General features: G+C 69.1%; 20 protein-coding genes. 8 read left to right on the forward strand and 12 right to left on the reverse strand.

The genetic code is table 11. The features are described from left to right. Positions 1-22 precede the first annotated feature (22 nt). From DTS01S_RS16685 to DTS01S_RS16710, 6 genes are all read right to left on the reverse strand, one after another. Positions 23-1,798 carry an MFS transporter gene (locus tag DTS01S_RS16685; protein WP_012206052.1) on the reverse strand — a complete coding sequence of 592 codons (1,776 nt, stop codon included), beginning with the start codon at positions 1,796-1,798 and terminating at the stop codon, positions 23-25. Position 1,799: 1 nt separating this feature from the next. Continuing rightward, complete coding sequence (locus DTS01S_RS16690) at positions 1,800-2,348, reverse strand: TetR/AcrR family transcriptional regulator (protein WP_016446240.1); 549 nt, start codon at positions 2,346-2,348, stop codon at positions 1,800-1,802. Positions 2,349-2,454: 106 nt separating this feature from the next. Further along, positions 2,455-3,372 carry a pseudouridine synthase gene (locus tag DTS01S_RS16695; RefSeq protein WP_017403848.1) on the reverse strand — a complete coding sequence of 306 codons (918 nt, stop codon included), beginning with the start codon at positions 3,370-3,372 and terminating at the stop codon, positions 2,455-2,457. Positions 3,373-3,384: 12 nt separating this feature from the next. Further along, positions 3,385-3,801 carry a putative toxin-antitoxin system toxin component, PIN family gene (locus DTS01S_RS16700; protein WP_017403847.1) on the reverse strand — a complete coding sequence of 139 codons (417 nt, stop codon included), beginning with the start codon at positions 3,799-3,801 and terminating at the stop codon, positions 3,385-3,387. Next, positions 3,798-4,025 carry an AbrB/MazE/SpoVT family DNA-binding domain-containing protein gene (locus tag DTS01S_RS16705; protein WP_016451595.1) on the reverse strand — a complete coding sequence of 76 codons (228 nt, stop codon included), beginning with the start codon at positions 4,023-4,025 and terminating at the stop codon, positions 3,798-3,800. Before DTS01S_RS16705 ends, DTS01S_RS16700 begins: the two co-directional genes overlap by 4 nt. A 64-nt stretch (positions 4,026-4,089) precedes the next feature. Beyond that, positions 4,090-4,845, reverse strand: a complete 756-nt coding sequence (locus tag DTS01S_RS16710) for a GntR family transcriptional regulator (RefSeq protein WP_017403845.1) — start codon at positions 4,843-4,845, stop codon at positions 4,090-4,092. Positions 4,846-4,983: 138 nt separating this feature from the next. On the opposite strand from DTS01S_RS16710, the gene DTS01S_RS16715 reads away from it, so the two are divergent. The 8 genes from DTS01S_RS16715 (at position 4,984) to tsaA (ending at position 14,131) form a co-directional block, all read left to right on the forward strand. Beyond that, complete coding sequence (locus DTS01S_RS16715; RefSeq protein WP_017403844.1) at positions 4,984-5,778, forward strand: SDR family oxidoreductase; 795 nt, start codon at positions 4,984-4,986, stop codon at positions 5,776-5,778. Positions 5,779-5,846: 68 nt separating this feature from the next. After that, positions 5,847-6,779, forward strand: coding sequence for a BKACE family enzyme (locus DTS01S_RS16720; RefSeq protein WP_061288134.1), 933 nt, complete (start codon positions 5,847-5,849; stop codon positions 6,777-6,779). Positions 6,780-6,825: 46 nt separating this feature from the next. After that, the gene (locus DTS01S_RS16725) at positions 6,826-7,704 is read left to right on the forward strand and encodes an SMP-30/gluconolactonase/LRE family protein (RefSeq protein WP_016446247.1); all 879 of its coding nucleotides are present in this window, start codon (positions 6,826-6,828) and stop codon (positions 7,702-7,704) included. A 121-nt stretch (positions 7,705-7,825) separates the two neighbouring features. Then, positions 7,826-9,145 carry an MFS transporter gene (locus tag DTS01S_RS16730; protein WP_016451591.1) on the forward strand — a complete coding sequence of 440 codons (1,320 nt, stop codon included), beginning with the start codon at positions 7,826-7,828 and terminating at the stop codon, positions 9,143-9,145. 37 nt (positions 9,146-9,182) lie between these two features. Beyond that, positions 9,183-10,529: an MFS transporter gene (locus DTS01S_RS16735; RefSeq protein WP_061288136.1), complete on the forward strand. Its 1,347-nt coding sequence runs from the start codon at positions 9,183-9,185 to the stop codon at positions 10,527-10,529. Positions 10,530-10,676: 147 nt separating this feature from the next. Next, positions 10,677-12,935 carry an AsmA family protein gene (locus DTS01S_RS16740; RefSeq protein WP_061288138.1) on the forward strand — a complete coding sequence of 753 codons (2,259 nt, stop codon included), beginning with the start codon at positions 10,677-10,679 and terminating at the stop codon, positions 12,933-12,935. 339 nt (positions 12,936-13,274) lie between these two features. Further along, on the forward strand, positions 13,275-13,640 hold the full coding sequence (locus DTS01S_RS16745) for a winged helix-turn-helix domain-containing protein (protein WP_016446251.1): 366 nt from the start codon (positions 13,275-13,277) through the stop codon (positions 13,638-13,640). Then, a complete protein-coding gene (gene tsaA / locus DTS01S_RS16750) occupies positions 13,637-14,131 on the forward strand; it encodes a tRNA (N6-threonylcarbamoyladenosine(37)-N6)-methyltransferase TrmO (protein ID WP_061288140.1) in 495 nt (164 codons plus the stop codon). The genes DTS01S_RS16745 and tsaA overlap by 4 nt, the downstream gene beginning before the upstream one ends. Before the next feature lie 35 nt (positions 14,132-14,166). Here tsaA and dnaE read toward each other — a convergent pair whose 3' ends face one another. From dnaE to DTS01S_RS16780, 6 genes are all read right to left on the reverse strand, one after another. Next, the gene (gene dnaE, locus DTS01S_RS16755) at positions 14,167-17,553 is read right to left on the reverse strand and encodes a DNA polymerase III subunit alpha (protein WP_061288142.1); all 3,387 of its coding nucleotides are present in this window, start codon (positions 17,551-17,553) and stop codon (positions 14,167-14,169) included. Beyond that, on the reverse strand, positions 17,546-19,054 hold the full coding sequence (locus DTS01S_RS16760; RefSeq protein ID WP_061288144.1) for a Y-family DNA polymerase: 1,509 nt from the start codon (positions 19,052-19,054) through the stop codon (positions 17,546-17,548). The genes dnaE and DTS01S_RS16760 overlap by 8 nt, the downstream gene beginning before the upstream one ends. A 6-nt stretch (positions 19,055-19,060) precedes the next feature. Further along, complete coding sequence (gene imuA / locus DTS01S_RS16765) at positions 19,061-19,933, reverse strand: translesion DNA synthesis-associated protein ImuA (protein WP_061288146.1); 873 nt, start codon at positions 19,931-19,933, stop codon at positions 19,061-19,063. A 90-nt stretch (positions 19,934-20,023) separates the two neighbouring features. Continuing rightward, a complete protein-coding gene (locus DTS01S_RS16770; RefSeq protein ID WP_061288148.1) occupies positions 20,024-21,388 on the reverse strand; it encodes an HD-GYP domain-containing protein in 1,365 nt (454 codons plus the stop codon). Positions 21,389-21,496: 108 nt separating this feature from the next. Next, a complete protein-coding gene (locus tag DTS01S_RS16775) occupies positions 21,497-22,135 on the reverse strand; it encodes a 3-oxoacid CoA-transferase subunit B (RefSeq protein ID WP_012206068.1) in 639 nt (212 codons plus the stop codon). Positions 22,136-22,137: 2 nt separating this feature from the next. Then, positions 22,138-22,845 (reverse strand): CoA transferase subunit A, encoded by a 708-nt coding sequence (locus DTS01S_RS16780; protein ID WP_016446257.1) that lies wholly within the window; start codon positions 22,843-22,845, stop codon positions 22,138-22,140. Between the last annotated feature and the right edge of the window lie 30 nt (positions 22,846-22,875).

Below are 22,875 nucleotides of genomic sequence, written 5' to 3' on the forward strand. Positions count from 1 at the left end.
TCTTTTCTCTGGGCGAACGGTTTCAGGCGCGGGCGACGGGTTGGGTGGGCGGCTGGCCCGGCGCGTCCTGCGGCGCGGCGGCATCGGTGCCGCGCATGGCCGAGGCATCGGCTGCGGCGGCGCGCATGCGCTCCACGAAGGCGCGCTGGCGTGCGCGGCCGGCCAGGGCCAGCATCCACAGCAGGTAGAGCACGGCCACGCCGGCCGTGAGGGCGAACACGTCGTTGTAGGCGCGCACATTGGCCTCGCGGCGTGCGGCCTGCGCCAGCTGGGCCGTGCCCTGGGCCGCACGCAGGGCCGGGTCGGCAATGACGCGGGCCAGGCTTTGCTGCTGCAGGCGCAGGCGGTCGGCCACGATGGGGTCGGTGGGATCGACGTCGGCCACGATGGCGGCCGAATACACCTGCTCGCGGTGCATCTGGTAGGTGCTCAGCAGGGCCGAGCCCATGAGCGCGCCCATGGCCTGCGTCATGGAGATGGTGACGATGGCCGTCAGCATGTAGTGCGCGCCGAACTTCAGGCCCTGCACCACGCCGATCAGCATCAGCGGCCCCATGAACAGGCCCGCGCCCACGGCCATGAGGAACTGGCTGCCGAAGAAGTCCTCGGGCCGGGCCAGGCTGGTGCGGCTGTGGTCCAGCCAGGCCGCCAGCGCGAACAGCACGATGGAGCCCACGATCTGCTTGCCCATGTTCTCCAGCCCGAAGGTCAGCGCCGACACGGCAATGCCCGCGATGGTGCCCAGCAGGATGACGATGAACAGCGGCTGCATCTGGTCCACCGTCATGCCCAGCATGCGCTGCATGCCGATCACGCCATAGGTCTGCTCGGTGGTCAGAAAGCGCAGCAGCAGCGCACCGATCACGAAGCGCACCGTGGGCGCCAGCACGAACCAGCGCGTCTGCAGCATGGGATTGCGGCGGTGGTGCTCGATGTACAGCGCCACGCTCAGCAGGACGATGGAGCCGATCAGCATCCAGGCCAGCCAGGGCGTGTCCAGCCACCAGTGGTTGTAGCCCTGCACCAGCACGGCGATCAGCAGGCCCACGCCGGGCACCATGAGGAAGAAGGTCAGGAAGTCCAGCCGCTCGAAGCTGCGGATGTGCACGCCCGGCGGCAGCTTGAGCACCACCACGCCCGCGAACGAGATCAGGGCCAGGCCGGCCTCGAACAGGTAGAGGTTGTGCCACTCGCTGTTGAACAGCAGGCCCGGCGACAGGATCCAGGCCAGCGGCGTGGCGATCTGCCCCAGCCCCACGCCGATCACCAGCATCTTGAGCACATGCTTGCGCGGCGCGGCCTGCAGCATGTAGAGCGTGCCCAGCGTGCTGCAGGTGGCGCCCGCCAGGCCGCTGGCCGCGCGCAGCATGAGCAGGCTGGTGTAGCTGCCCAGCACCAGGTGCAGCAGCGTCAGCAGCGCATACAGGCCCAGGCCGATCTCGGCGAACAGCCGCATGCCGAACTGCTGGCGGAACTTGTAGACCAGCAGGTTGGCCGTCATGTTGAGCATGACGTAGGCGCCGGTCAGCCAGGCGGCCTCGGAAGACGTCAGCCCCATCTGGCCCTGGATGGTGGGCAGGTTGGCCGTGAACAGTGCATTGCCCAGGCCGCCCGTCAGCGCCACCAGCACGGCGATCAGGCCATAGGCGGCGCGCACGGCCGGCTGGTGCAGCGGCATGGACGGCGAGCCCGGCAGGCTGGGCTTTTCATGCTCTTCCCAGTCCGGCGGGGGCTTGAGGTAGACGACGGGGGGCGACGGGGGCAGCACGGGCCCCGGTGGAGTGGGTGTGGTGGCCATGTCAGGCCTTCAGGCCTTGCCAGACGATCTGCAGCGCCTTGCGCGCCAGGGTGCGGCGCTGCTGCGGCGTCTCGCCGCGCAGCGAGGCGCCCAGCATGCCGAAGACCAGGGACAGCTCGGCCTGCGTCAGCGGCTGGCGGCAATGGCCACAGGCCACGGCCCGGTCCATGGCCGGCCGAAAGATCTGCCACATGGCAACGCGGGCCTGGGCGATGACCTCGTCGCCGCGCTCCACGGTGCGCCAGTAATCGGTGATGGGGGCAGAGACCGCAATGCGCTCGGCCAGGCGCGACAGCAGCTTGTAGAAGGCATCGTCGTCCTCGGCCATGGCTTCGGCCGCGCTGCGCATGCTGTCCAGCGAACGCTCCAGCAGCGCCAGCATCAGCGCACGCCGGTCAGGAAACTGCCGGTACAGCGTGGCGCGGCCGACCTCGGCGCGCTCGACGACCAGGTCCAGCGGCGCGGTCACGCCATGCTCGGAAAACACGGCATCGGCCGCGTCCAGCAACTGGGCGCGGCGGATATCGGCACTGGGTCTTTTGGAAGTCATGCGGACAATTATCGGACAAAGTTGTCCGTTAAATGTCCGCAGCCGGCCTATCCCATGGCGTGGCCATGGGCAAAAAAGCCAGCGGTTTCCGGCAGCGGCAAGGCCTCTACAGGTCGGTCAGCGGCAGCAGCTGGCGGCGGCTGTCAAAGCGCCGCGACTGGCCGTCCAGAGGATCGGTGAAGGACAGGCTGCGCGCCAGCAGCTGCAGCGGGCGCGAGTAATCGCCCTCGGGCATGTCATGCACTTCGGGATAGAAGCCGTCGCCCCACAGCGGCAGGCCCAGGGCGGCCATGTGCACGCGCAGCTGGTGGCGCTTGCCGCTTTCGGGCTCCAGCCGGTAGCGCGCCCAGGGGCCGCGCTGCTCCAGCACCTGCATGTGGGTGCGGGTGTTGGGCGTGCCGGCCACCTCGTGCATACGGAAGAAATGGCCGCTTTCCTCCATGCGGCTTTCATGCGTGCGCGGGAAAACCACGTCCTCGCGCCAGGGGGCCACGGCCTCGTAGGTTTTGTGTATGGCGCGGTCGCGGAACAGCGCCTGGTAGATGCCGCGCGTGGCGCGCTGCACCGAAAACACCACCAGCCCCGCCGTGTCGCGGTCGATGCGGTGGATGGGCGACAGCTCGGGCAGGTCGAACTCGCGCTTGAGCCGCACCAGCAGCGTCTGCTGCAGGTACTTGCCGGCCGGCACCACGGGCAGGAAATGCGGCTTGTCGGCCACCAGCAGATGCGCGTCGCGGTGGAGGACCTCGGCCTCGAAGGGAATGGGCGGCTCGGCCTGCAGCTCGCGGTAGTAGTAGTAGCGCAGGCCCGGCGCAAAGGCCGTGCCTGCATCGGCGGCGCGGCCATGCTCGTCCACCACCTCGCGCAGCGCCAGGCGCCGCAGCCAGTCTTCGCGCGCCACGGCAGGCAGGCGCTCGGCCAGAAAATCGATCAGCAGCCCGCCGCCCTGGCTGGGCAGCACCACGCAGCTGGGGCTGACGCCGTCGCGTATGGGAAGAACCTTGGGGTCGTGGGCGTTGTGCATGGATTCCTGCCCTCAGCGCTTGTGCAGCGCTGCCCACTCATCGGGCGTCACGATCAGGCCGGGAAAGCTGTCACGCAGCGCCAGAAGGTCGCCGTCGCCGGTGATGAGCGCCTGGGCCCGGCCCACATGCGCCAGCACCAGGAACACCTGGTCCTTGTCGTCCCGGCACAACGGCAATGCAGGCCAGGGCTGCGGCAGTGTGACGACATCGGCCCAGGGCAGGAAATCCTCCAGCAAGGCCTGTTGCTCGGCCGTTGACAGCTTGAACTTCGGATAGGCGAGCACACGCAGCAGTTCGCTGGCCGTTTCCCTGCAGACCAGGGGCTGCAACTGCTGTTGCTGCCAGGCCCGGCGTATCCACGCAAAACGGCCGGACGTGAACAGCAATGCCGAGAGCACGACGTTGGTGTCCAGGACGACACGCATCATTTGCGCGCCCAGGAGGTAGCCTCCTGCACATCCTCTTCGGTGATGCCCATCTGCTGCAGCTTGTCGCGGACGGCCTGTGCGCGCTGGACACGCTGCACGTGCACGGGCGTGAGCACGATGCGGCCGTTTTCCACGGCCACCTCGAAATACTCGGTGGCCTCCACCTCGGACACCACGGCCTTGGGCAGGGTGATCTGGTTCTTCGACGTCAATTTGGCAAGCATGGCCGGCTCCTGCAAATCAGAGAAAACATGGAAATCTTACTTCCTTACTTCATTCCTCTGCGGCTCACCGGCTTTCTTCGCCTGGCGAGGCGGGGCCGCTCAGTCCACTCACGCCGTTCAACCCGCTGTCCGCCGTCACCAGCACGCCCGCCGAAACAATGTAGTCGGCCGCGCTTTCGATGTCGCCGCGCAGCGCCTCCTTGGCGGCGGGCGCATCGCCGCGCCGCAGGGCCTCGACCAGGCGCGCATGGTGGCCGACCGCCACCTGTTCGCTCACGCGGCGCGAGCCCGAGCGCATGTCGTGGTTGAGGATGGGGCCTATGCGCAGCCACAGCGCCTCGATCATCTGCAGCAGCATGGGCATGCCGGCCGCGCTGTAGACGGCGAAGTGGAAATCCTTGTTGAAGGCGATGAGCCGCGCGCCGTCCGGCGAGGCGCTGGCCATCTCGGCCGCAAAGCGGTCCTGCAGGGCGGCGATGCGTTCCAGCCCGGCGGCCGGCAGTTGCCGGGCCGCCTGCTCCGTGGCCAGGCCTTCGAGGTTGACGCGGATGCGCGTGATCTCGCGGAAGGCGCTTTCCGTCATCAAGGGCACGCGCAGCGCGCGGTTGGGCGTGAGTTCCAGCGCCTGCTCGGCCACCAGCCGGTGCACGGCCTCGCGCACGGGCATGACGCTGACGCCCAGCGCGCTGGCCGTGGTGCGCAGCGAGATCTGCTCGCCCGGAATCATCTGGCCCGTGATCAGCAATTCCCTGAGCTGTGCATAGACATCGCTGCTGAGGGTCTGCCGTTTGAGTGGGGTGACTAGTTCGTTGATGGCCATGGCGGCGATGGTAGCGCGGCGCCGCCGCTGTCATGCCTCATAGGGTATTTACCATATTTGATCTGTGATCACAGATACAAAATCCAAACCCAACCCGAATCCCTTTCACCTTTGTTTGAGTTCCCAAGGAGTCCCCGCATGTGGAAAAACGATCTTCTGGCCGGCCAGCGCGTCCTGGTGACGGCGGGCGCCGCCGGAATCGGCCTGGAAATCAGCCGCGCCTTTGCCGAGGCCGGCGCGCGCGTCATGGTCTGTGACGTGGCCCAGGCCAGCCTGGATGCGCTGGCTGCCGCCCTGCCCGGCGCCAGCGGCCGTCTGGCCGATGTGTCGGATGCCTTGCAGGTGCAGGGCCTGTTCAAGGCCGTGGACAACGAGTTGGGCGGCCTGGACATCCTCGTCAACAACGCCGGGGTGGCCGGCCCCACGGGCGCGGTGGAGACGCTGGAGCTGGCCGACTGGCAGCGCACGCTGGATGTGAACATCACCGGCGCCTTCCTGTGCACGCGGCTGGCCGTGCCCCGGCTTCGGCAATCGGCACGCGAGGGCCGGCAGGCGGCCATCGTCAACCTGTCTTCGGCGGCAGGCCACCTGGGCATGCCGGGCCGCTCGGCCTATTCGGCGTCCAAGTGGGCGGTGATCGGCCTGACCAAGTCGCTGGCGCTGGAGCTGGGCGCCGACGGCATCCGGGTGAACGCCATCCTGCCGGGCGCCGTGGACGGCCCGCGCATCCGCGATGTGATTGCCGCCAAGGCGCAGGCGCGCGGCCTGCCGCTGGAAGACGTCACGCGCAGCTACACGCACCAGGCCGCGCTGGGCCGCATGGCCACGGCGCGCGACATTGCCAACATGGCCGTGTTTGCCGCCAGCCCGCTGGCCGGCCATGTCACGGGCCAGGAGCTGGCCGTCGATGGCCTGACCCAGGCGCTGAGCTGAGCGCCCTCTCCTCGTCCTCCCCCCACCTCTACTCCTCTCGCCTTTTTCACCGTTCGCAAGGACCTTCCATGGCCACCCGCACCAAAGCCATCATCACCTGCGCGCCCACGGGCGCCATCCACACGCCCAGCATGTCGCCCCACCTGCCCGTGACGGCCGAGCAGATTGCCCGCGCCGCCATCGATGCCGCCGAGGCCGGCGCCGCCATCGTGCACCTGCATGCCCGCGATCCGCGCGACGGGCGCCCTTCGCAGGACCCTGAGCTGTTCCGCCCCTTTCTCAAGGCGATCCGTGCCGAGAGCGATGCCATCGTCAACATCACCACGGGCGGCAGCCCGCACATGACGGTGCCAGAGCGCATGCGGCCCGTGACCGAGTTCCAGCCCGAGCTGGCCTCGCTGAACATGGGCTCGATGAACTTCGGCCTGTTCCCCATGCTGGAGCGCTTCCCGAACCTGGAGCACGGCTGGGAGCGCGAGCACCTGGAAAACAGCCGCAACCTGGTCTTCAAGAACACCTTTGCCGATATCGAAGGCATCCTGCGGCTGGGCCAGGCCCAGGGCACGCGCTTCGAGTTCGAGTGCTACGACATCAGCCACCTGCACAACCTGGCGCATTTCGTGGACCGGGGTCTGGTGCAGGGGCCCGTGTTCGTGCAGTCGGTGTTCGGCATCCTGGGCGGCATCGGCGGCCACCCGGAGGACCTGATGCACATGCGGCGCACGGCCGACCGCCTGCTGGGCAGCAACTACCAGTGGTCCATCCTGGGCGCCGGGCGCAACCAGCTGCCGCTGGCCACCATGGGCGCGGCCATGGGCTCGCATGTGCGCGTGGGGCTGGAAGACTCTCTGTGGATAGGCCCGGGCCAGTTGGCCACCTCCAGCGCCGAGCAGGTGCGCCGCATCCGCACCGTGCTCGAGGCCCTGAATGTCGACGTCGCCACGCCTGACGAGGCGCGCCGGATGCTGGGCCTCAAGGGTGCGGCCAACGTGGCCTTCTGAACCGCCTTCCCGGGCCAGCCCCCATGCCACCGAACAGGAGACTCCCATGCAGATCGATATCGTCGCCGACCTCAAGACCACGCTGGGCGAAGGCCCGCTGTGGGACGTCGGGCAGCAGCGCCTGTACTGGATAGACAGCTTCGACGGCCGCATCTTCCGCTGCACGGCCGACGGGCGGGAACTGCGCGCCTGGGAAGTCGGCCAGAAGATTGGCTCCATGGCACTGCGCCGCGACGGCCGCTCGGCCCTGGTGGCGCTGCACGGCGGCGTGCACACGCTGGACCTGGAAAGCGGCGAGCTGGAGCTGGTCGTCGCCCCCGAGTCCCACCTTCCCGGCAACCGGCTCAACGACGGCAAGGTGGACCGGCAGGGCCGCTTCGTCTTCGGCTCCATGGACACCCTGGAGGAGCAGCCTTCGGCGCGGCTGTACCGGCTGGACACGGACCTGAGCCTGCATGTGCTGGACGAGGGCATCATCTGCTCGAACGGCCCGTGCTGGAGCCCGGACGGCACGACGCTCTATTTCTCGGACACGTGGAGCGGCGAGATCCGCGCCTACGACTACGACACGGCCACGGGCCATGCCAGCGGCCGCCGGACCTTTGCCCCGGTCGACACCAGCGGTGGCGGCGCGGCCGACGGGGCCACGGTCGATGCCGAAGGCTGCCTGTGGCAGGCCCTGGTGTACGCGGGCCAGCTGGTGCGCTACACGCCGGACGGCCGGGTGGACCGGGTGATAGAGATGCCGGTGCGCAAGGTGACCAGCGTGATGTTCGGCGGGCCCGGGCTCGACACGCTGTACGTCACCTCCATGGGCAAGCCGCCGTTGCCGCGTTTCCCGGGCGACGGCCAGTCCCGCGGCGCGCTGTTTGCCGTCAAGGGGCTGGGCGTGCGTGGCCTGCCCGAGCAGCGCTTCGGCGCCTGAGCACGGAGCCGGGCATGCAGGCCCGGAGCCTTCGCACCGCAACGCCGCCCGCCCCGCGAAGCGGCGCCTTCATCCACACAACAATGAAACGGCACCCACCGCTGGTGCCCGGGAGACCGCCATGGCCCAGGCCCCGCGCGCTTCGCTGCGCCAGATCCACCGTTATTCATGGGTATCCCTGCTGGTCTGCTGGCTGATCTGGGTACTGAATGCCTACGACCGCGAGATCGTGCTGCGGCTGGGGCCGACCATCTCCCGGCACTTCGGCCTGTCGGCCGACGAATGGGGCACGGTGGCCACCATCGTGATGCTGGCCCTGGCCGTGCTGGACATTCCCGGCGCGATCTGGAGCGACCGCTACGGCGCGGGCTGGAAGCGCGCACGCTTTCAGGTGCCCCTGGTGCTGGGCTATACGGCGCTGTCGTTCGCCTCGGGCTTCAAGGCGCTGAGCGGCAGCCTGGCGGGCTTCGTGGCGCTGCGCGTCGGCGTCAACCTGGGCGCCGGCTGGGGCGAGCCCGTGGGCGTGAGCAATACCGCCGAGTGGTGGCCGGTGGAGCGGCGCGGCTTCGCGCTGGGCGCCCACCACACGGGCTATCCGGTGGGCGCCATGCTCAGCGGCCTGGTCGCCGGCTTTGTGCTGTACGCCTTCGGCGAGGAGAACTGGCGCTATGTGTTCTTTGTCGCGCTGGTCGTCGCCATCCCGCTGATGTGGTTCTGGGCGCGCTACTCCACGCCGCAGAAGATGGAACTGCTGTATGCCGACATCGCCGCCCGGGGCATGACCCCGCCGCAGGCCAGCGTGGCGGCGCAGGTGGAAAAAGGCCAGGCCTGGCGCACCCTGCGCAGCACGCTGGCCAACCGCAGCATCGCCCTGACGGCTGGAAACACCCTGCTCACGCAGGTGGTCTACATGGGCATCAACGTGGTGCTGCCCGCCTACCTCTACAACATCATGGGCCTGTCGCTGGCCGAATCGGCAGGCATGAGCGTGGTGTTCACGCTCACCGGCATCCTGGGCCAGCTGGTCTGGCCGGCCCTGTCGGACGTGATCGGGCGCCGCGTCACCCTGGTGATCTGCGGCCTGTGGATGGCCGCCAGCGTGGGCGCCTTCTACTTCGCCGACACCATGGCCCTGGTCGTGGTGATGCAGCTGCTGTTCGGCCTGGTCGCCAATGCGGTCTGGCCCATCTATTACGCGGTGGCCTCGGACTGCGCCCAGCCTGCGGCCACCTCCACGGCCAACGGAATCATCACCACCGCCATGTTCGTGGGCGGCGGCATCGCGCCCGTGCTGATGGGCAGCCTGATCTCCCTGGGCGGCGGCTGGACCAGCCCCGGCGGCTATGCCCTGTGCTTCCTGGTCATGGCCGGCTGCGCGCTGGGCGGCGTGGCCCTGCAGCTGGGCACGCGCGGCAACGCCGCCTCCACCGCCACCGCCTGACTCCGCTTTCATCCACCCATCTTTCCAAGGATTTGCCATGGTCCATCACCCATCGCCCTCCACTGTTCACGCGCCGCCCGCAAGGCCGCAGCCTGCCGCCGGCGACAGGCAGTCGCTGCTCAACGCCCGCATCTTCCGCAGGCTGATGCCGCTGCTGGTGCTGTCCTATGTGATCAGCTTCATAGACCGCACCAATATCGCGCTGGCCAAGTCGCACATCGAGGTGGACCTGGGCATCTCGGCGGCCGCCTACGGCCTGGGCGCGGGGCTGTTCTTCCTGAGCTACGCCCTGCTGGAAGTGCCCAGCAACCTCATCATGCACAGGGTGGGCGCGCGCTTTTGGATCACCCGCATCATGGTGACCTGGGGCCTGCTGTCGGCCGGCATGGCCTTCATCACCGGAGAGACCTCGTTCTACGTGATGCGCGTGCTGCTGGGCGCGGCCGAGGCGGGGCTGTTCCCCGGCGTGATGCTCTACCTGACCTACTGGTTCGGCCGCGAGGAACGGGCCCGCGCCATCGGCTACTTCCTGCTGGGCGTGTGCATTGCCAACATCCTCAGCGGCCCCGTGGGCGGCGCGCTGCTGCAGATGGACGGTTTCCTGGGCTGGCACGGCTGGCAATGGATGTTCGTGATCGAGGGCCTGCCCGCCGTGGCCCTGGCCTGGGTGGTCTGGAAGAAGCTGCCCGACGGCCCGGCCAGCGCGCCCTGGCTGACGGCCGCCGAATCGCGCGAGGTACTGCAACGCCTGCAGGCCGAGCAGGACCAGCAGGCCAGCGCCGGCCAGGTGGGCCACTCGCTCCGGGACTGCCTGCGCGACCGCCAGATCTGGCTGGCCATCCTTGTCTACTTCTGCCACCAGATCAGCATCTACACGGTGATCTTCTTCCTGCCCGGCATCATCGGCACCTACGGCCAGCTCTCGCCGCTGCAGATCGGCACGCTCAACTCCGTGCCCTGGATCGCAGCGGCCATCGGTGCGGCCTGGCTGCCGCGCTTTGCCACCCACCCGCAGCGCTGCCGGCGCATGCTGCTGGCGGGCCTGGGCACCATGGCTGCAGGCCTGCTGCTGGCGGCGCTGGCGGGCAAGGCCTCGCCCGCGCTGGGGCTGCTGGGCTTCAGCCTCACAGCGCTGATGTTCTTCGTGGTGCAGTCCGTCGTCTTCCTGTTCCCGGCTTCGCGGCTGGCGGGTGCGGGGCTGGCGGGCGGCATTGCCCTGGTCAATACCTGCGGACTGGTGGGCGGCTTCATCGGCCCCACCGTGATGGGGATGATCGAACAGGCCACGGGCAGCACGCGCAACGGCCTGTTCATCATGGCGGGCCTGCTGGTGGTGGCCGCCCTGGCATCGACCCGCCTGCGGCAGGGCCAGGAGACACGGTGATGACAGCGCTTTTGCCACGGCAGGCCGCGCTGTAGGCCAATCTCCTGTATGCGGGCCTGCCGGCTGCCCGCCAGCGCGTCCCGGACCTTGGCAAGCGGTTTTGCGGCGCTAGGATGGACCGAACTCCATTTAGCGGCCCCCTGCGCCATGACCGACACAGCGACCGACAGCTCCCCCACGCCGGCATCCAAGCCCACACCCCGCCCGCCGCGCCGCCGCTGGCTGCGCATCCTCGTGTGGATGGTCTCGGCCCTGGTGCTGCTGCTGGCGCTGGTCGTGGTCCTGATTGCCACCTATGACTGGAACCGCGCCAGGCCCTGGATCAATGAGCGGGTCAGTGAAAGCACCGGCCGGCATTTCGCGATTGAAGGCGACCTGCGGGTGCAATGGAACTGGCCCCAGCCGCTGGACCAGGGCTGGCGTCACTGGATTCCTGGCGTCACCGTCCAGGCCGAGCAGCTGACGCTGGGCCAGCCCGAAGGCTGGCAGGTGGAGCAGGAGCCGGCCAAGGGCAGTGGCGAGCTGCCTGCCCTGCCTGCGCCGCCCGACCAGTTGAACAAGGGCCGCCTGCCCGAGGAGAAAGCCAAGGAACAGCCCACGGTAAAGGCGAAGGACAAGGACAAGGACTCGCAGGCCAGCCCTTCCGCGCCCAGTATCGACAGCGACAGCATCGTCCTGGCCGACGAAAAAATGGCCCCTCCCCCGCGCGACGCCGCCACCATGGCCACGGCAGCCCGCGCCACGGCCAGCCTGCGGCTGTGGCCGCTGCTGGGCCGGCACGTGCTGCTGGACCATCTGCAGCTCGAAGGGCCTGACCTGGTCTTTGCACGGCGCAAGGACGGCAGCAACAACTGGACTTTCAAGCGCCCCGAGTCCACCGGTCCGCGCTGGCGCTTCCAAGTGACGCAATTGAGCCTGCGCGGCGGCCTGGTGGGCTGGAGCGATGGCGTGCGCCAGATGGCGGTGCGCGCACGCCTGGACAGCCTTGTACGGCCGCCCAGTCCAGACTTTCCGTATGGCATGCGCGTCGGCCTGACCGGCCGCATCGCCAAGGCCACGGTCGAGGCCCAGGGCCTCATCGGCCCCGTGCTGGACCTGCAAAGCGAGCAGGCACGCTTTCCGGTCAAGCTGTGGGCCCATGCGGGCAGCCTGCGCGCACGGGCCGAGGGCATTCTCGACAATCCCAGGGCACTCAAGGGCATGGACCTGCAGGTGCACCTGCGCGGCTCCAGCATGGCCGACCTGTTCCCACTGACCGGCCTGCTGCTGCCACGTACACCGCCTTTCGACACCAACGGCCATCTGGTCGGCAGCCTGCAGCCCGGCCGCGCCGAGTGGGACTACGAAAACTTCGAGGGCCGCGTGGGCCAGAGCGATCTGCGCGGCTCGCTGCATTACGCATCCGGCAAGCCCCGGCCCAAGCTCAGCGGCGAGCTGGCATCGCGCAAGCTGCGCCTGGCCGACCTGGGGCCGGTGGTAGGAGCACCGTCCACCAGGCAGGACCAGAAAAGCCGGCAGGCGGCCAGCGGCAAGACCCTGCCCACGCAGCGCTTCGACACGAGCAAGTGGAATGCCATGGATATGGATGTGCACTTCCAGAGTGACCGCATCGAGCGTCCCCAGGCCCTGCCCATCGAGAACTTCAGCGTACATGCCGTCATGGACAACGGTGTGCTGCGCCTGGCGCCGCTGCGCTTCGGCATGGCCAAGGGCAAGCTGGACCTGCAGGCCATGGTGGACAGCGGCGCCAAGCCGCCCAAGGCCAACCTCCAGGGCAAGGTCCAGGGGCTGCAGCTGTCGGCCCTGTTCCCCGAGATCGAATTGATGAAGAAAAGCCTGGGCAGCATGGATGGCGCCATCGCCCTGGAGGGCCGAGGCCAGTCCATGGCCGAATGGCTGGGCACCAGCTCCGGCGACATGCGCCTGTATGTGCGCGACGGGCGCTTCAGCAAGCAACTGCTGGACCTGGCCGCGCTCAACCTGGGCAGCGTGGTGGTGACCAAGCTGTTCGGTGCCGACAAGGAAGTCCAGCTCAACTGCGCCGTGGCCGACCTGTCCGTGCAGAACGGCCTGGCACGCACGCGCAACGTCAAGTTGGCGACGCCGGAGGCGATCGTGGAGGCCACAGGCCAGATCAGCCTGGCGCAGGAGACCATGGATCTGCACATCAAGCCCGAATCGCTGAAGTGGAAGTTCTTCTCGCTGCGCACGCCCCTGTATGTGCGCGGCAGCTTCGCCAACCCCAAGGTGGGCGTGGAGCCCGGCCCGCTGCTGCTGCGTGCGGGCGCGGCCGTGGCCGCCGCCGTGGTGGCGCCCGCCGCCCTGGCCCTGGTGCCGCTGACGGTGCCGGCTGCCGAGGAAGATGCGCAATGCCAGCGCCTGCTGGCAGACGCCGGCAAGAAGTAGGAAGGCCTGCCCGGCCTTCACCTGCAGCGCGCCCTGGGAACGCCACGAACGGCCGTCCCCAGGCGCTGGCCAGCAAGACCATGATCACCGCGCGCCTATGTGAGCCGGGGCTTGGGCCAGCGTGCAGTCTGGCAAGAGTGGCAACGCCGACCGTGCGAGCCATCAGTACCATGAGGGCCACAGCCGTTGCGAACGGCGGCGGCGCACAGTGCATATGACCCGCCCCGCTGTAGCAGGCCATGCATTGCGTATTTCCCCTTAGCCCCATCGCGGCGCAGACCGTTGATTTCGCTTAACCTTCGCCGTTAACCCGCTTTTGCCGTGCCCAGCCCTTCTCCCATGTCCTCCAAAGTCCAGTTCCGCCTGCGCGTATACAACGACAGCACCATTGCCATCGGACCCGGCAAGGTGCAGTTGCTCGAATCCATCGCCGAGGCGGGCTCCATCTCGGCCGCAGCCCGTTCGCTGGGCATGTCGTACCGGCGCGCCTGGGTGCTCGTGGACGAGATGAACCGCGCGCTGCAGACGCCGGCCGTCAACACCAGCGCAGGCGGCGCCCATGGCGGCGGCGCCTCGCTCACGGCCACGGGCGAGGCCATCGTCAGGCATTACCGCTCCATAGAAACCACGTCGCGCATGGCGGCTGCGGCCGATATCGCAGCGCTGACGCGCCTGCTCAATCCCCAGGGCACCGCCAGCGCATGAGCGATGCCGCCGCGCAAGCCATAGGCTGCCGCCCCATCGGCCATGTGCGCAGCCGCTTCACCGATCCGGTGGGCATGCCCATACAGACGGCAGGCGCGGCCGACGAGGCAGGCCGCGTGGAGCTGCTGCCCGAGTTCGAGGCCGGGCTGCGCGACATCGAAGGCTTTGACTACCTGATCCTCATCACCCACCTGCACCAGGCCGTGGAAAGGCTGGAAGTCGTGCCCTTCATGGACGACCGCAGCCACGGCGTGTTCGCCACGCGCGCCCCGGCGCGGCCCAACCGGCTGGGCCTGTCCATCGTGCGTCTGGTGCGGCGCGAAGGACTGCTGCTGCATTTCCTGGGCAACGACATGCTCGACGGCACGCCCGTGCTCGACATCAAGCCCTACGTGCCCAGGCTGGACGTGCGCCAGACCGAGCGCATAGGCTGGTTCGGCAAGCGTATCGACCAGATGCCGGACATCCGCGCCGACGCCCGCATGGCCTGAGCCTGCTTCGGCAGCCGCAGCAACGGCAACAGCCCTCAGTGGAAATTGCGGCTCGCCACGCCGGCGCCGCCCAGGCGGCCCAGCCAGCGGCTCATGTCGCGGGCGCGGTGCACGATGAGATGGCGCACGGCGGGCACCTCCTGGCTGGCCTGCTCTGCAGGCACTGACTCGCCGCAGTCCTTGCCGCCGCCCCAGTCCGAGCTGCTTTGCCAGATGCCCTCCACCGCCAGCAGCCGCGCGCCCAGCAAGGGCTCGCCCCAGCGCGTGACGGTATCGGGCCAGACCACCAGGTTGACCGTGCCCGTCTCGTCCTCCAGCGTGATGAAGACCGTGCCCTTGGCCGTGGGCGGGCGCTGGCGCACGGTGACGATGCCGCAGGCCCGCACGCGCATGCCCGCCAGCGTGTCGCGCAGCTCCAGCGCCGTGCGCAGCCCGTGGCGGCGCAGGCGGTCACGCAGCAGGGCCAGCGGATGGCGGCGCAGGCTCAGGCCCGTGGCCGCGTAGTCGAACAGGATTTCCTCGCCCTCGGGCGCGGCGGCCAGTTGCACGGGCGCCTCGTGCACGGGCACGCCCGCGAACAGCGGGGGCTGCACCTGCAGGGCCGCGGCATCCCACATCTGCTGGCGGCGGTGGCCTGACAGGCCCTGCAGCGCATCGGCCGCCGCCAGGGCCTGCAGCTCGGCGCGCTGCAGCCGGGCGCGCAGGGCCAGGTCCTCGGTGCTCCTGAACGGCGCCTGCGCGCGGACCTGGGCCACGCGCTCGCCGGAAGTCTTTGGCAGCTGCGCCACCATGCACAGACCCAGGCGCACGGCCGGCTGCGGCAGCTCGACGCCAGCAATGCGCTCGTGCGGTGCCTCCAGCGTGCAGTCCCAGTCGCTGTGGCGCACATCGACGGGCAGCACGCGCACGCCGTGGCGGCGCGCATCCTGGATCAGTTGCGAGGGGGTGTAGAAGCCCATGGGCTGGGCATTGAGCAAGGCCATGAGGAAACAGGCCGGCTCATGGCGCTTGAGCCAGGCGCTGGCATAGGCCAGCATGGCAAAGCTGTAGGCATGGCTTTCTGGGAAGCCGTATTCGCCGAAGCCCTGGATCTGGCGGACGATGGCGTGGGCGAATTCCGGGCTATAGCCCTTGGCCAGCATGCCCTCGATCAGCTTGCGCTCGAAATGGTGTATGCCGCCCTTGCGCCGCCAGGCGGCCATGGAGCGGCGCAGTTCGTCGGCCTCCCCCGCCGAGAAATTCGCCGCGATCATGGCGATTTGCATGACCTGCTCCTGGAAAATGGGCACGCCCAGCGTGCGCTCCAGCGCCTGCTTGAGTTCGGGCTTCTCCAACACCAGTTCCCCTTCCTGGTCCCTGCGCTCGCGCGCCTGCAGATAGGGATGGACCATGCCGCCCTGTATGGGGCCGGGCCGCACGATGGCGACCTCGACCACCAGGTCGTAGAACACGCGCGGCCGCAGCCGGGGCAGCATGCTCATCTGCGCCCGGCTCTCGATCTGGAAGGTACCCACGGTGTCGGCGCGGCAGATCATGTCGTAGGTGGCCGGGTCGTCCTTGGGAATGTCGGCCAGCTCCCAGCGCGGGCCGCGCAGCGCGGCGCGCGCGTGCAGGCTGCCGCGCAGCACGGTGAGCATGCCCAGGGCCAGCACATCGACCTTGAGCAGCTTCATGGTGTCCAGATCGTCCTTGTCCCACTGGATGACCGAGCGGCCCTCCATGGCGGCCGGCTCCACGGGCACCAGCCGCGTCAGCGGCCCGTCGGTCAGCACAAATCCGCCCACATGCTGGCTCAGGTGGCGCGGGCTGTCGCGCAGCTGCAGGGCCAGCTCCAGCCACAGCCGCGCACGCTGGGGCGACAGTTGCGGGCAGTCGTCGCCCAGCCGCTCGCGCAGCCGGGCCAGGCGCAGCAGCTTGGAGCGCACCCAGCCCAGGGCGGGGTCATCGGGTTCGGGCTCCGGCTCGGCCGCCTGGTCCTCGGCATCGCTGAACCAGTGGTGCTGCCGGGCCATGGCGTCGATCAGCACCGCATCCACGCCCAGGGCCTTGCCCGCATCGCGCAGCGCACCGCGCGTGCGCCAGCAGCTGACCACGGCCGTCAGCGCCGCACGGCCGCGGCCGTATTTTTCGTAGATGTACTGGATGACGGTCTCGCGCCGCGCGTGCTCGAAGTCCACGTCGATATCTGGGGGCTCGCTGCGCTCGCGGCTGATGAAGCGCGCCATCAGCAGCGTGGTCTTGTTCGGGTCCACGGCCGTGATGCCCAGGCAATAGCAGACGGCCGAGTTCGCGGCCGAACCGCGCCCCTGGCACAGGATGCCTTCGCTGCGCGCATAGCGCACGATGTCGTGCACGGTGAGAAAGTACATCTCGTAGCGGCATTCGGCGATCAGCTCCAGCTCATCCTTCAATTGCTTGGCGACCGATTCGGGAATGCCTTGCGGATAGCGCCCCGCCGCTCCCTGCCAGGTATGCCAGGCCAGGGTCTGGCGCGCGTCCATGCCGGGAAGCACGCTTTCCTGCGGATAGTGGTAGCTGATCTCACTGAGCTTGAAATCGCAGCGCGCGGCAATCTGCAAGGTTGCATCCAGCATGGCGCGCGGATAGATGCCGCCCAGCCGCAAGCGTGAGCGCAGATGGCGCTCGGCATTGGGATGCAGCTCGAAGCCGCATTCGGCCACCGTGCAGCCCAGGCGCAGCGCCGTCACCAGGTCCTGCAGCGGCTTGCGCGAGCGCGCATGCATGTGCACGTCGCCGCATGCCACGCAGGACAGGCCCAGCAACCCTGCCACGTCCTGCAGGCTTTGCAGCCACAGGCTGTCGTCGGGCGCCAGCAGCAGCTCCACGCCCAGCCAGCAGCCCGGCCCCAGCTGCGCCACGGCGGCCTGCACGGCCTGGGCGATGGCGGGCACATCGCCGGCTGGAAGCAGCGCACGCTGTGGCAGGACGATGCATTCGCAGCCTTCACGCAGCAGATGCCAGGGGCTGTCGGCATCGACCAGGTACCGGCCCTTGTCGGCACGGGCGCGCGCCGCGCTGATGAACTCGCAGAGGTTGCCCCAGCCGTTCAGATCGCGCGCCAGCGCCACCACGCGCAGCGGGCCCCAGGCAAATTCGCTGCCATGGATCAGGGCCATCTCGCAGTCGCGCGCGGCCTCGAAGGCCCGCACGGCGCCGGCCACCGAGCATTCGTCGGTCAGGGCCAGCGCCTGGTAGCCCAGGGCCTTGGCGCGCTGCACCAGTTGGGCCGGCGAAGAGGCGCCGCGCAGAAAGCTGAAGTTCGACAGGCAGTGCAGCTCCGCATAGCCGGGCAGGCCCGGGCCCGATGCCATGCCGGACACCGGCCCGGTGGCCTGGGGCGGGGGCTGCAGTCGCTGCAGCTGCGGGGGCGGCGGCTCCAGCAGGATGTCCTGTTCAGCCATAGATGCCTTGCGCAAACCAGGCGGCGGGCGACAGCAGGGCCGGCATGCCTGGCAGCCGCTCCGATGCAGGCGTGCGCTCGCGGTAGATCCAGACATGGCCGACAGCCGCGTTGCTGGCCACGAAATAGTCACGCACGGCCAGCGCAGCATCGGCCTGCGGCTCTCCCCACCAGCCGGCCTCCAGCCGATAGGGGCCGGCCAGCAATTGCAGCGGCCCCTGCCAGCAAGGGCGGCTGCCCTGCAGGAGCAGGGGCTGGGGCGGATCAAGCAGCCAGGGCGGCAGCAGGCCCTGCCAGGGGTTGGCCGCCTTGCGCGCGTGCGCGGGCCGCCGCGGTGCCTGCGGGGTCTGCAGGGCCTCGCAGGCCGGGGTCCAGCGCTGCATGGCCTCGGGCCGGTGGTCCGATTGCAGCTGCGCCACCCGCACGCCCTGCGCGCCACGGCGGGCCGAGACGCGCTCCACCCATTCATGCCAGGCCATGCCGCTGGCCGCGCCTGCCCCATCTGCCGCGCCTGCCGCCTCGCCCAGCGGCGCCGGACCGGGCGCGGCCGGTGGCAGGCAACTGCCGGCATCGGCCGCGAAAGGCGCGGTGTCCAGCGCCACCAGCTCCAGCATGTCCGCAGGCGCGCGCCAGGGCGTGCGGGCCAGGCGTTCGCGCAGCAGGCGCTCCATGTGCTCCAGCGCCTGGGCGGGCCGGGCCGTGCGGATGTCCAGCGCTTCCCAGGCCGGCAGTTGCGTGCCGTCCACGCGCCGCAGATCGTGGTGCCAGCGCAGTTGCAGGCCCAGCACGCCCTGGTGGCGGGCCTGCAGCCAGGCCTGCAGCGCACGCAGCAGGGGCCGGGCGGCCTGCAGCAGGGCCTGGGCGTCGCTGGCCGGATAGCCCAGGTCGGCACGCAATGCAAAGTGCTCGGGCAGCTCCAGCCAGTCCAGCGCATGGGGGCTGCTGCCATAGGCCTGGTCCAGCGCCAGCAGGGCCGGCAGCCCGATGCGCCGCGCCAGGCCCGCGCGCGGCAGGGCGCGCAGCTCGCCCCAGCGGCGGCAGCCCATGCGCTCCAGGGCCGGCGCATGCGGCTCCAGTGCGGGCAGTGTCCAGATCGGCAGGGCATCGGCAGGCGGCCAGGGCTGGCGCAGGCCGTCGCCCTGCATGCGCCAGCGCAGACGCGCCAGCGCCTGCCAGGCCGTGGCGGCCCGGGCCCAGACCGGCATCTGCGGGCTGCCTGCCTGCCCTGTGTCAGGCTGCTGTTCACGCAGAGCGCGCAGCAGGCCCAGCAGCATGGACTGGCGGCCGCCCCACAGGCGCTCCACGCTGCCCACCTCCATCAGCGCCACGGCCTGCCCTGCGCCCTGCCAGACGGCCACGCGCGGCGTCCAGCGCAGGGCCCACCAGGCCTGCTGCGCGCAGGCACTGCCTTTGCCATCACTGTCGCCGTTGCCCTGACCATCGCCCTGCGCGGCATGCAGCGGCCAGGCAATCCAGTGCAGTGCTTGATTCGGCTGTGCCATGGCATCTCATCCCAGGGTGTGCGCTGCCGCCTGCAAGGCGGGCGCCTCGGCGGGCAGCAGTTGCCCGTGTCCATGAAGCCAGCGCTGCGCCTCGCCCGCCTGCCGGGTGCGCCGCAGGGCCTGGGCCTGCAGCACGTCCTGCCAGGCCCAGTGGTGCAGCGGCAGTTTCAAGGGATGCTCCAGCGCAGGCCCCCGGCGCTTGAGCAACTGCACGCGCAGGCAGGCTGGCGTGCCGCCTTCGCCCGGCTCCCCCAACTCTGTCTCCACGCGCAGCCGCAGCGGCGCGGGCGAGGCCACCGTCTGCAGGGCGGCCGAGGCCTCGCGCCACAGCCACAGAATGCGCCCCTGCGCAGCGGCCGCCCATTGCAGCCGGCGCAGCGTGGCCATGGGCAGACCGGCCGGCAGCCAGGCCAGCACGGCCAGCACGTCGCGGCAGCGCAGTGCCTGCTCACAGACCCAGGCCAGCCCTGCCCCATCGCCTGCCGGGTGGGCGCCGGGGTGGGTATCGGCCTCCACGCAGCACAGCCGGTGCGCCGCCACGCCCGCCGCTTCCAGTCCCGGAGCAAAAGGCCTGCAAGGCGGCGCCACCAACACCACCTGGCCCGCGCTGCGCTGCATCAGGGCCGCCAGACCCGGCAACAGCAGCGGCCATTCGGCATGGCCATGGGCGGGCTGCAGCAGCTCGACCATCGCGCCCAGCGGCCAGCCCCCGCCCGGCAATTGCGCATCCAGCAGCGCATGGCCCGAAGGCTGGACGCGCTGCTGCAGCGCCTGCTGCCAGCCATCGCCACGCCACACGCCCTGCAACTGAGGCAGCACACGCGCCGCGCCCGCCATGGGGGCGGGCTGCGCAGCTTGGGAGGCGTGGGGCGTGGTCATGGGGAAAATCTCAAATACTGTATGAATATACAGCAATCTTGATTTCCGAGAGATCCACGGATGTAAAAAAGCCGGGCAAGCCCGGCTGTCTCAGTGCGCTGGCGCTCTCGCTGCGCCACCCGCTGGGGGTGTGGCGTCGATCTGCATGCAGGCTTCGCACCATTGCGCGACCGCCGTGTCCACGGCGTGGGTGCGGGCGTTGATGGCGGGCCAGCGGCGCAGGCAGGCGTTGACGATGGCCTGCAGCTGCCACAGGGCCTCGCGGCTGAGCAGGGCCAGCTCGCTCATGCCCTGCACGTCGTCCTTGAGGTAGGCCAGCAGGTCGGTCTGCTGGTTCGGGTGCAGGCCGGCCTCGGCCAGCTGCTTTTGCAGGCTGCCGATGCTGGAGTCGATGTAGACGGCCGCCTGGTGGTCGGGCATGGCCTGCCAGCGCTCGGGAAAGGCCTGGCTGAACGTGTCCCACATCTGGAAGGCGGCAGACAGCGCTGCCACGCTGTGCGTGACCTCGGCCTGCAGCGGCGGCAGCGGCGTGCCCGGCGAGATCTCGTCGTACAGCAGCGGCAGCAGGATGCCGACCAGATCGGCCGGATAGCGGCGGTGGTTCATGCGCAGCATCAGCGACAGGCGCTGGCCGGGCAGGTCCTGGAATTTGTCGAAGAAGGCCGAGACCACCTCGGCCAGCAACAGGATACGGCCCATTTTGGAGATGGCTTCGCCATGCACGCCGCGCGGATAGCCCGTGCCGTCCATGCGCTCGTGGTGCTCGAGCACGGCCATTTCCACGTCCTGCGAATACGCGCCCGCGCCCCGCATGATGAGCATGCCCGTGACCGAGTGCGCCACCAGGTGCTTGCGCTCGGCGCCCGTGAGCCGGTAGTTGGGGTCGGTCCAGGCCGGGTCCATGTAGAGCATGCCCACATCGTGCAGCAGGGCCGCCGTGGCCAGCGGACCGCATTCACGCTCGCTCCATTCGCTTTGCAGCGCCAGGTAGACGGCCACCAGCATCATCTGCAGGCTGTGGGCGAACAGCTCGGGCCGCTGCTCGCGCATGACCGTGAGCTTGAAGGCGATCTGCGGCGGCAGCACCATCAGGCGCAGCGGCGCCAGCAGCCGGTCCGTGCCGCCCAGCGACTGCACCAGGCGGCGCATCAGGTCCACGGTTTCGCATTGCACCATGGCCTGGGCCTCGATGGCCAGCACGTCCACGCGGTTGTCCACGCCCAGGTGCTTGTCGATGGGGTCGCGCAGCTTGTGCTTGACCAGGCGCTCGTACATGTTGCTGTCGATGCGCGCGCCCTTGTCCACGAGCTTGACGCCCTTGTCGTTGAAGATGGGCTCGCCGGTCACCACGTTGCAATGCTCGGCCATGTCGGTGACGGCGCGCAGGAAATGCACGCCCTCGTCCTTCCATCCCTGCGCTGTCGGTGGATTGCGCACGGCCGCGACATCCGTCATAGAGGCTCCCATTGGCTCGAAATCTGAAATATAAGCAAAAGAGCCCGCGCAAGGCGGGCTCTCGTTGCGCAGGCCTGCACCAGGCAGGCACTGCACAGCACGGCAACATCAGCGAATCAGCGTCACGCCGGTCTTGGACTGGATGTCCTCGAAGCTCACTTCGGGGGCCAGTTCCACGAGCTTCAGGCCCTGCGGCGTCACGTCCATCACTCCCAGGTCGGTGATGATACGGTCCACCACGCCCACGCCGGTCAAAGGCAGAGTGCAGGCGGGAAGAATTTTGAGGTCGGTCGTGCCGTCCTTCTTCTTTGCCACATGCTCCATGAGCACGATGACGCGCTTGACGCCCGCCACCAGGTCCATGGCGCCGCCCATGCCCTTGACCATCTTGCCGGGGATCATCCAGTTGGCCAGGTCGCCCTTCTCGGACACCTGCATGGCGCCCAGGATGGACAGGTTGATCTTGCCGCCGCGGATCATGGCGAACGACTGGTCGCTGCCGAAGATGGACGAGCCGGCAATCGTCGTCACGGTCTGCTTGCCGGCGTTGATCAGGTCGGCGTCCACGGCATCCTCGGTCGGGAAGGGGCCGATGCCCAGCATGCCGTTCTCGGACTGCAGCCACACTTCCTTGTCACCCGTGTGGTTGGCCACCAGGGTGGGAATGCCGATGCCCAGGTTGACGTAGAAGCCGTCTTCGAGTTCTTGGGCCGCGCGGGCGGCCATCTGGTCTTGGGTCCACGGCATGGTCAGGCTCCTTGTTTTTCTGTGATGGTGCGCTTTTCGATGCGCTTTTCGGGGTTCGGGTTGTGCACGATGCGGTGCACGTAGATGCCGGGCAGGTGGATGTCGTCCGGTGCGATCTCGCCGACCTCGACCACCTCCTCCACTTCCACGATGCAGACCTTGCCGGCCGTGGCGGCGGCAGGGTTGAAGTTGCGCGCCGTCAGGCGGAACTGCAGGTTGCCGCTCTTGTCGGCACGGTGGGCCTTGACCAGGGAGACATCGGGCACGAGCGAGCGCTCCATCACATAGGTCTCGCCGTCGAACTCGCGCAGCTCCTTGCCCTCGGCCACCATGGTGCCCACGCCGGTCTTGGTGAAGAAGGCGGGAATGCCGGCGCCGCCTGCGCGCAGCTTCTCGGCCAGCGTGCCCTGGGGCGTGAATTCCAGCTCCAGCTCGCCGGCCAGGTACTGGCGCTCGAACTCCTTGTTCTCGCCCACATACGACGAGATCATCTTCTTGATCTGGCGCGTCTCCAGCAGCTTGCCCAGGCCAAAGCCGTCCACGCCCGCGTTGTTGGAAATCACCGTCAGGCCCTTGACGCCGCTGTCACGCAGCGCGTCGATCAGGGCCTCGGGAATGCCGCACAGACCGAAGCCTCCCACAGCCAGCAATTGCCCGTCGGCCACGACGCCCTGGAGCGCCTGCTCCGCAGAGGGGTAGAGCTTTTTCACACATGTCTCCTTCAGATTGGATGCGCTACG

The organism is Delftia tsuruhatensis NBRC 16741, assembly GCF_001571325.1.
GTDB classification, from domain to species: domain Bacteria; phylum Pseudomonadota; class Gammaproteobacteria; order Burkholderiales; family Burkholderiaceae_C; genus Comamonas; species Comamonas tsuruhatensis.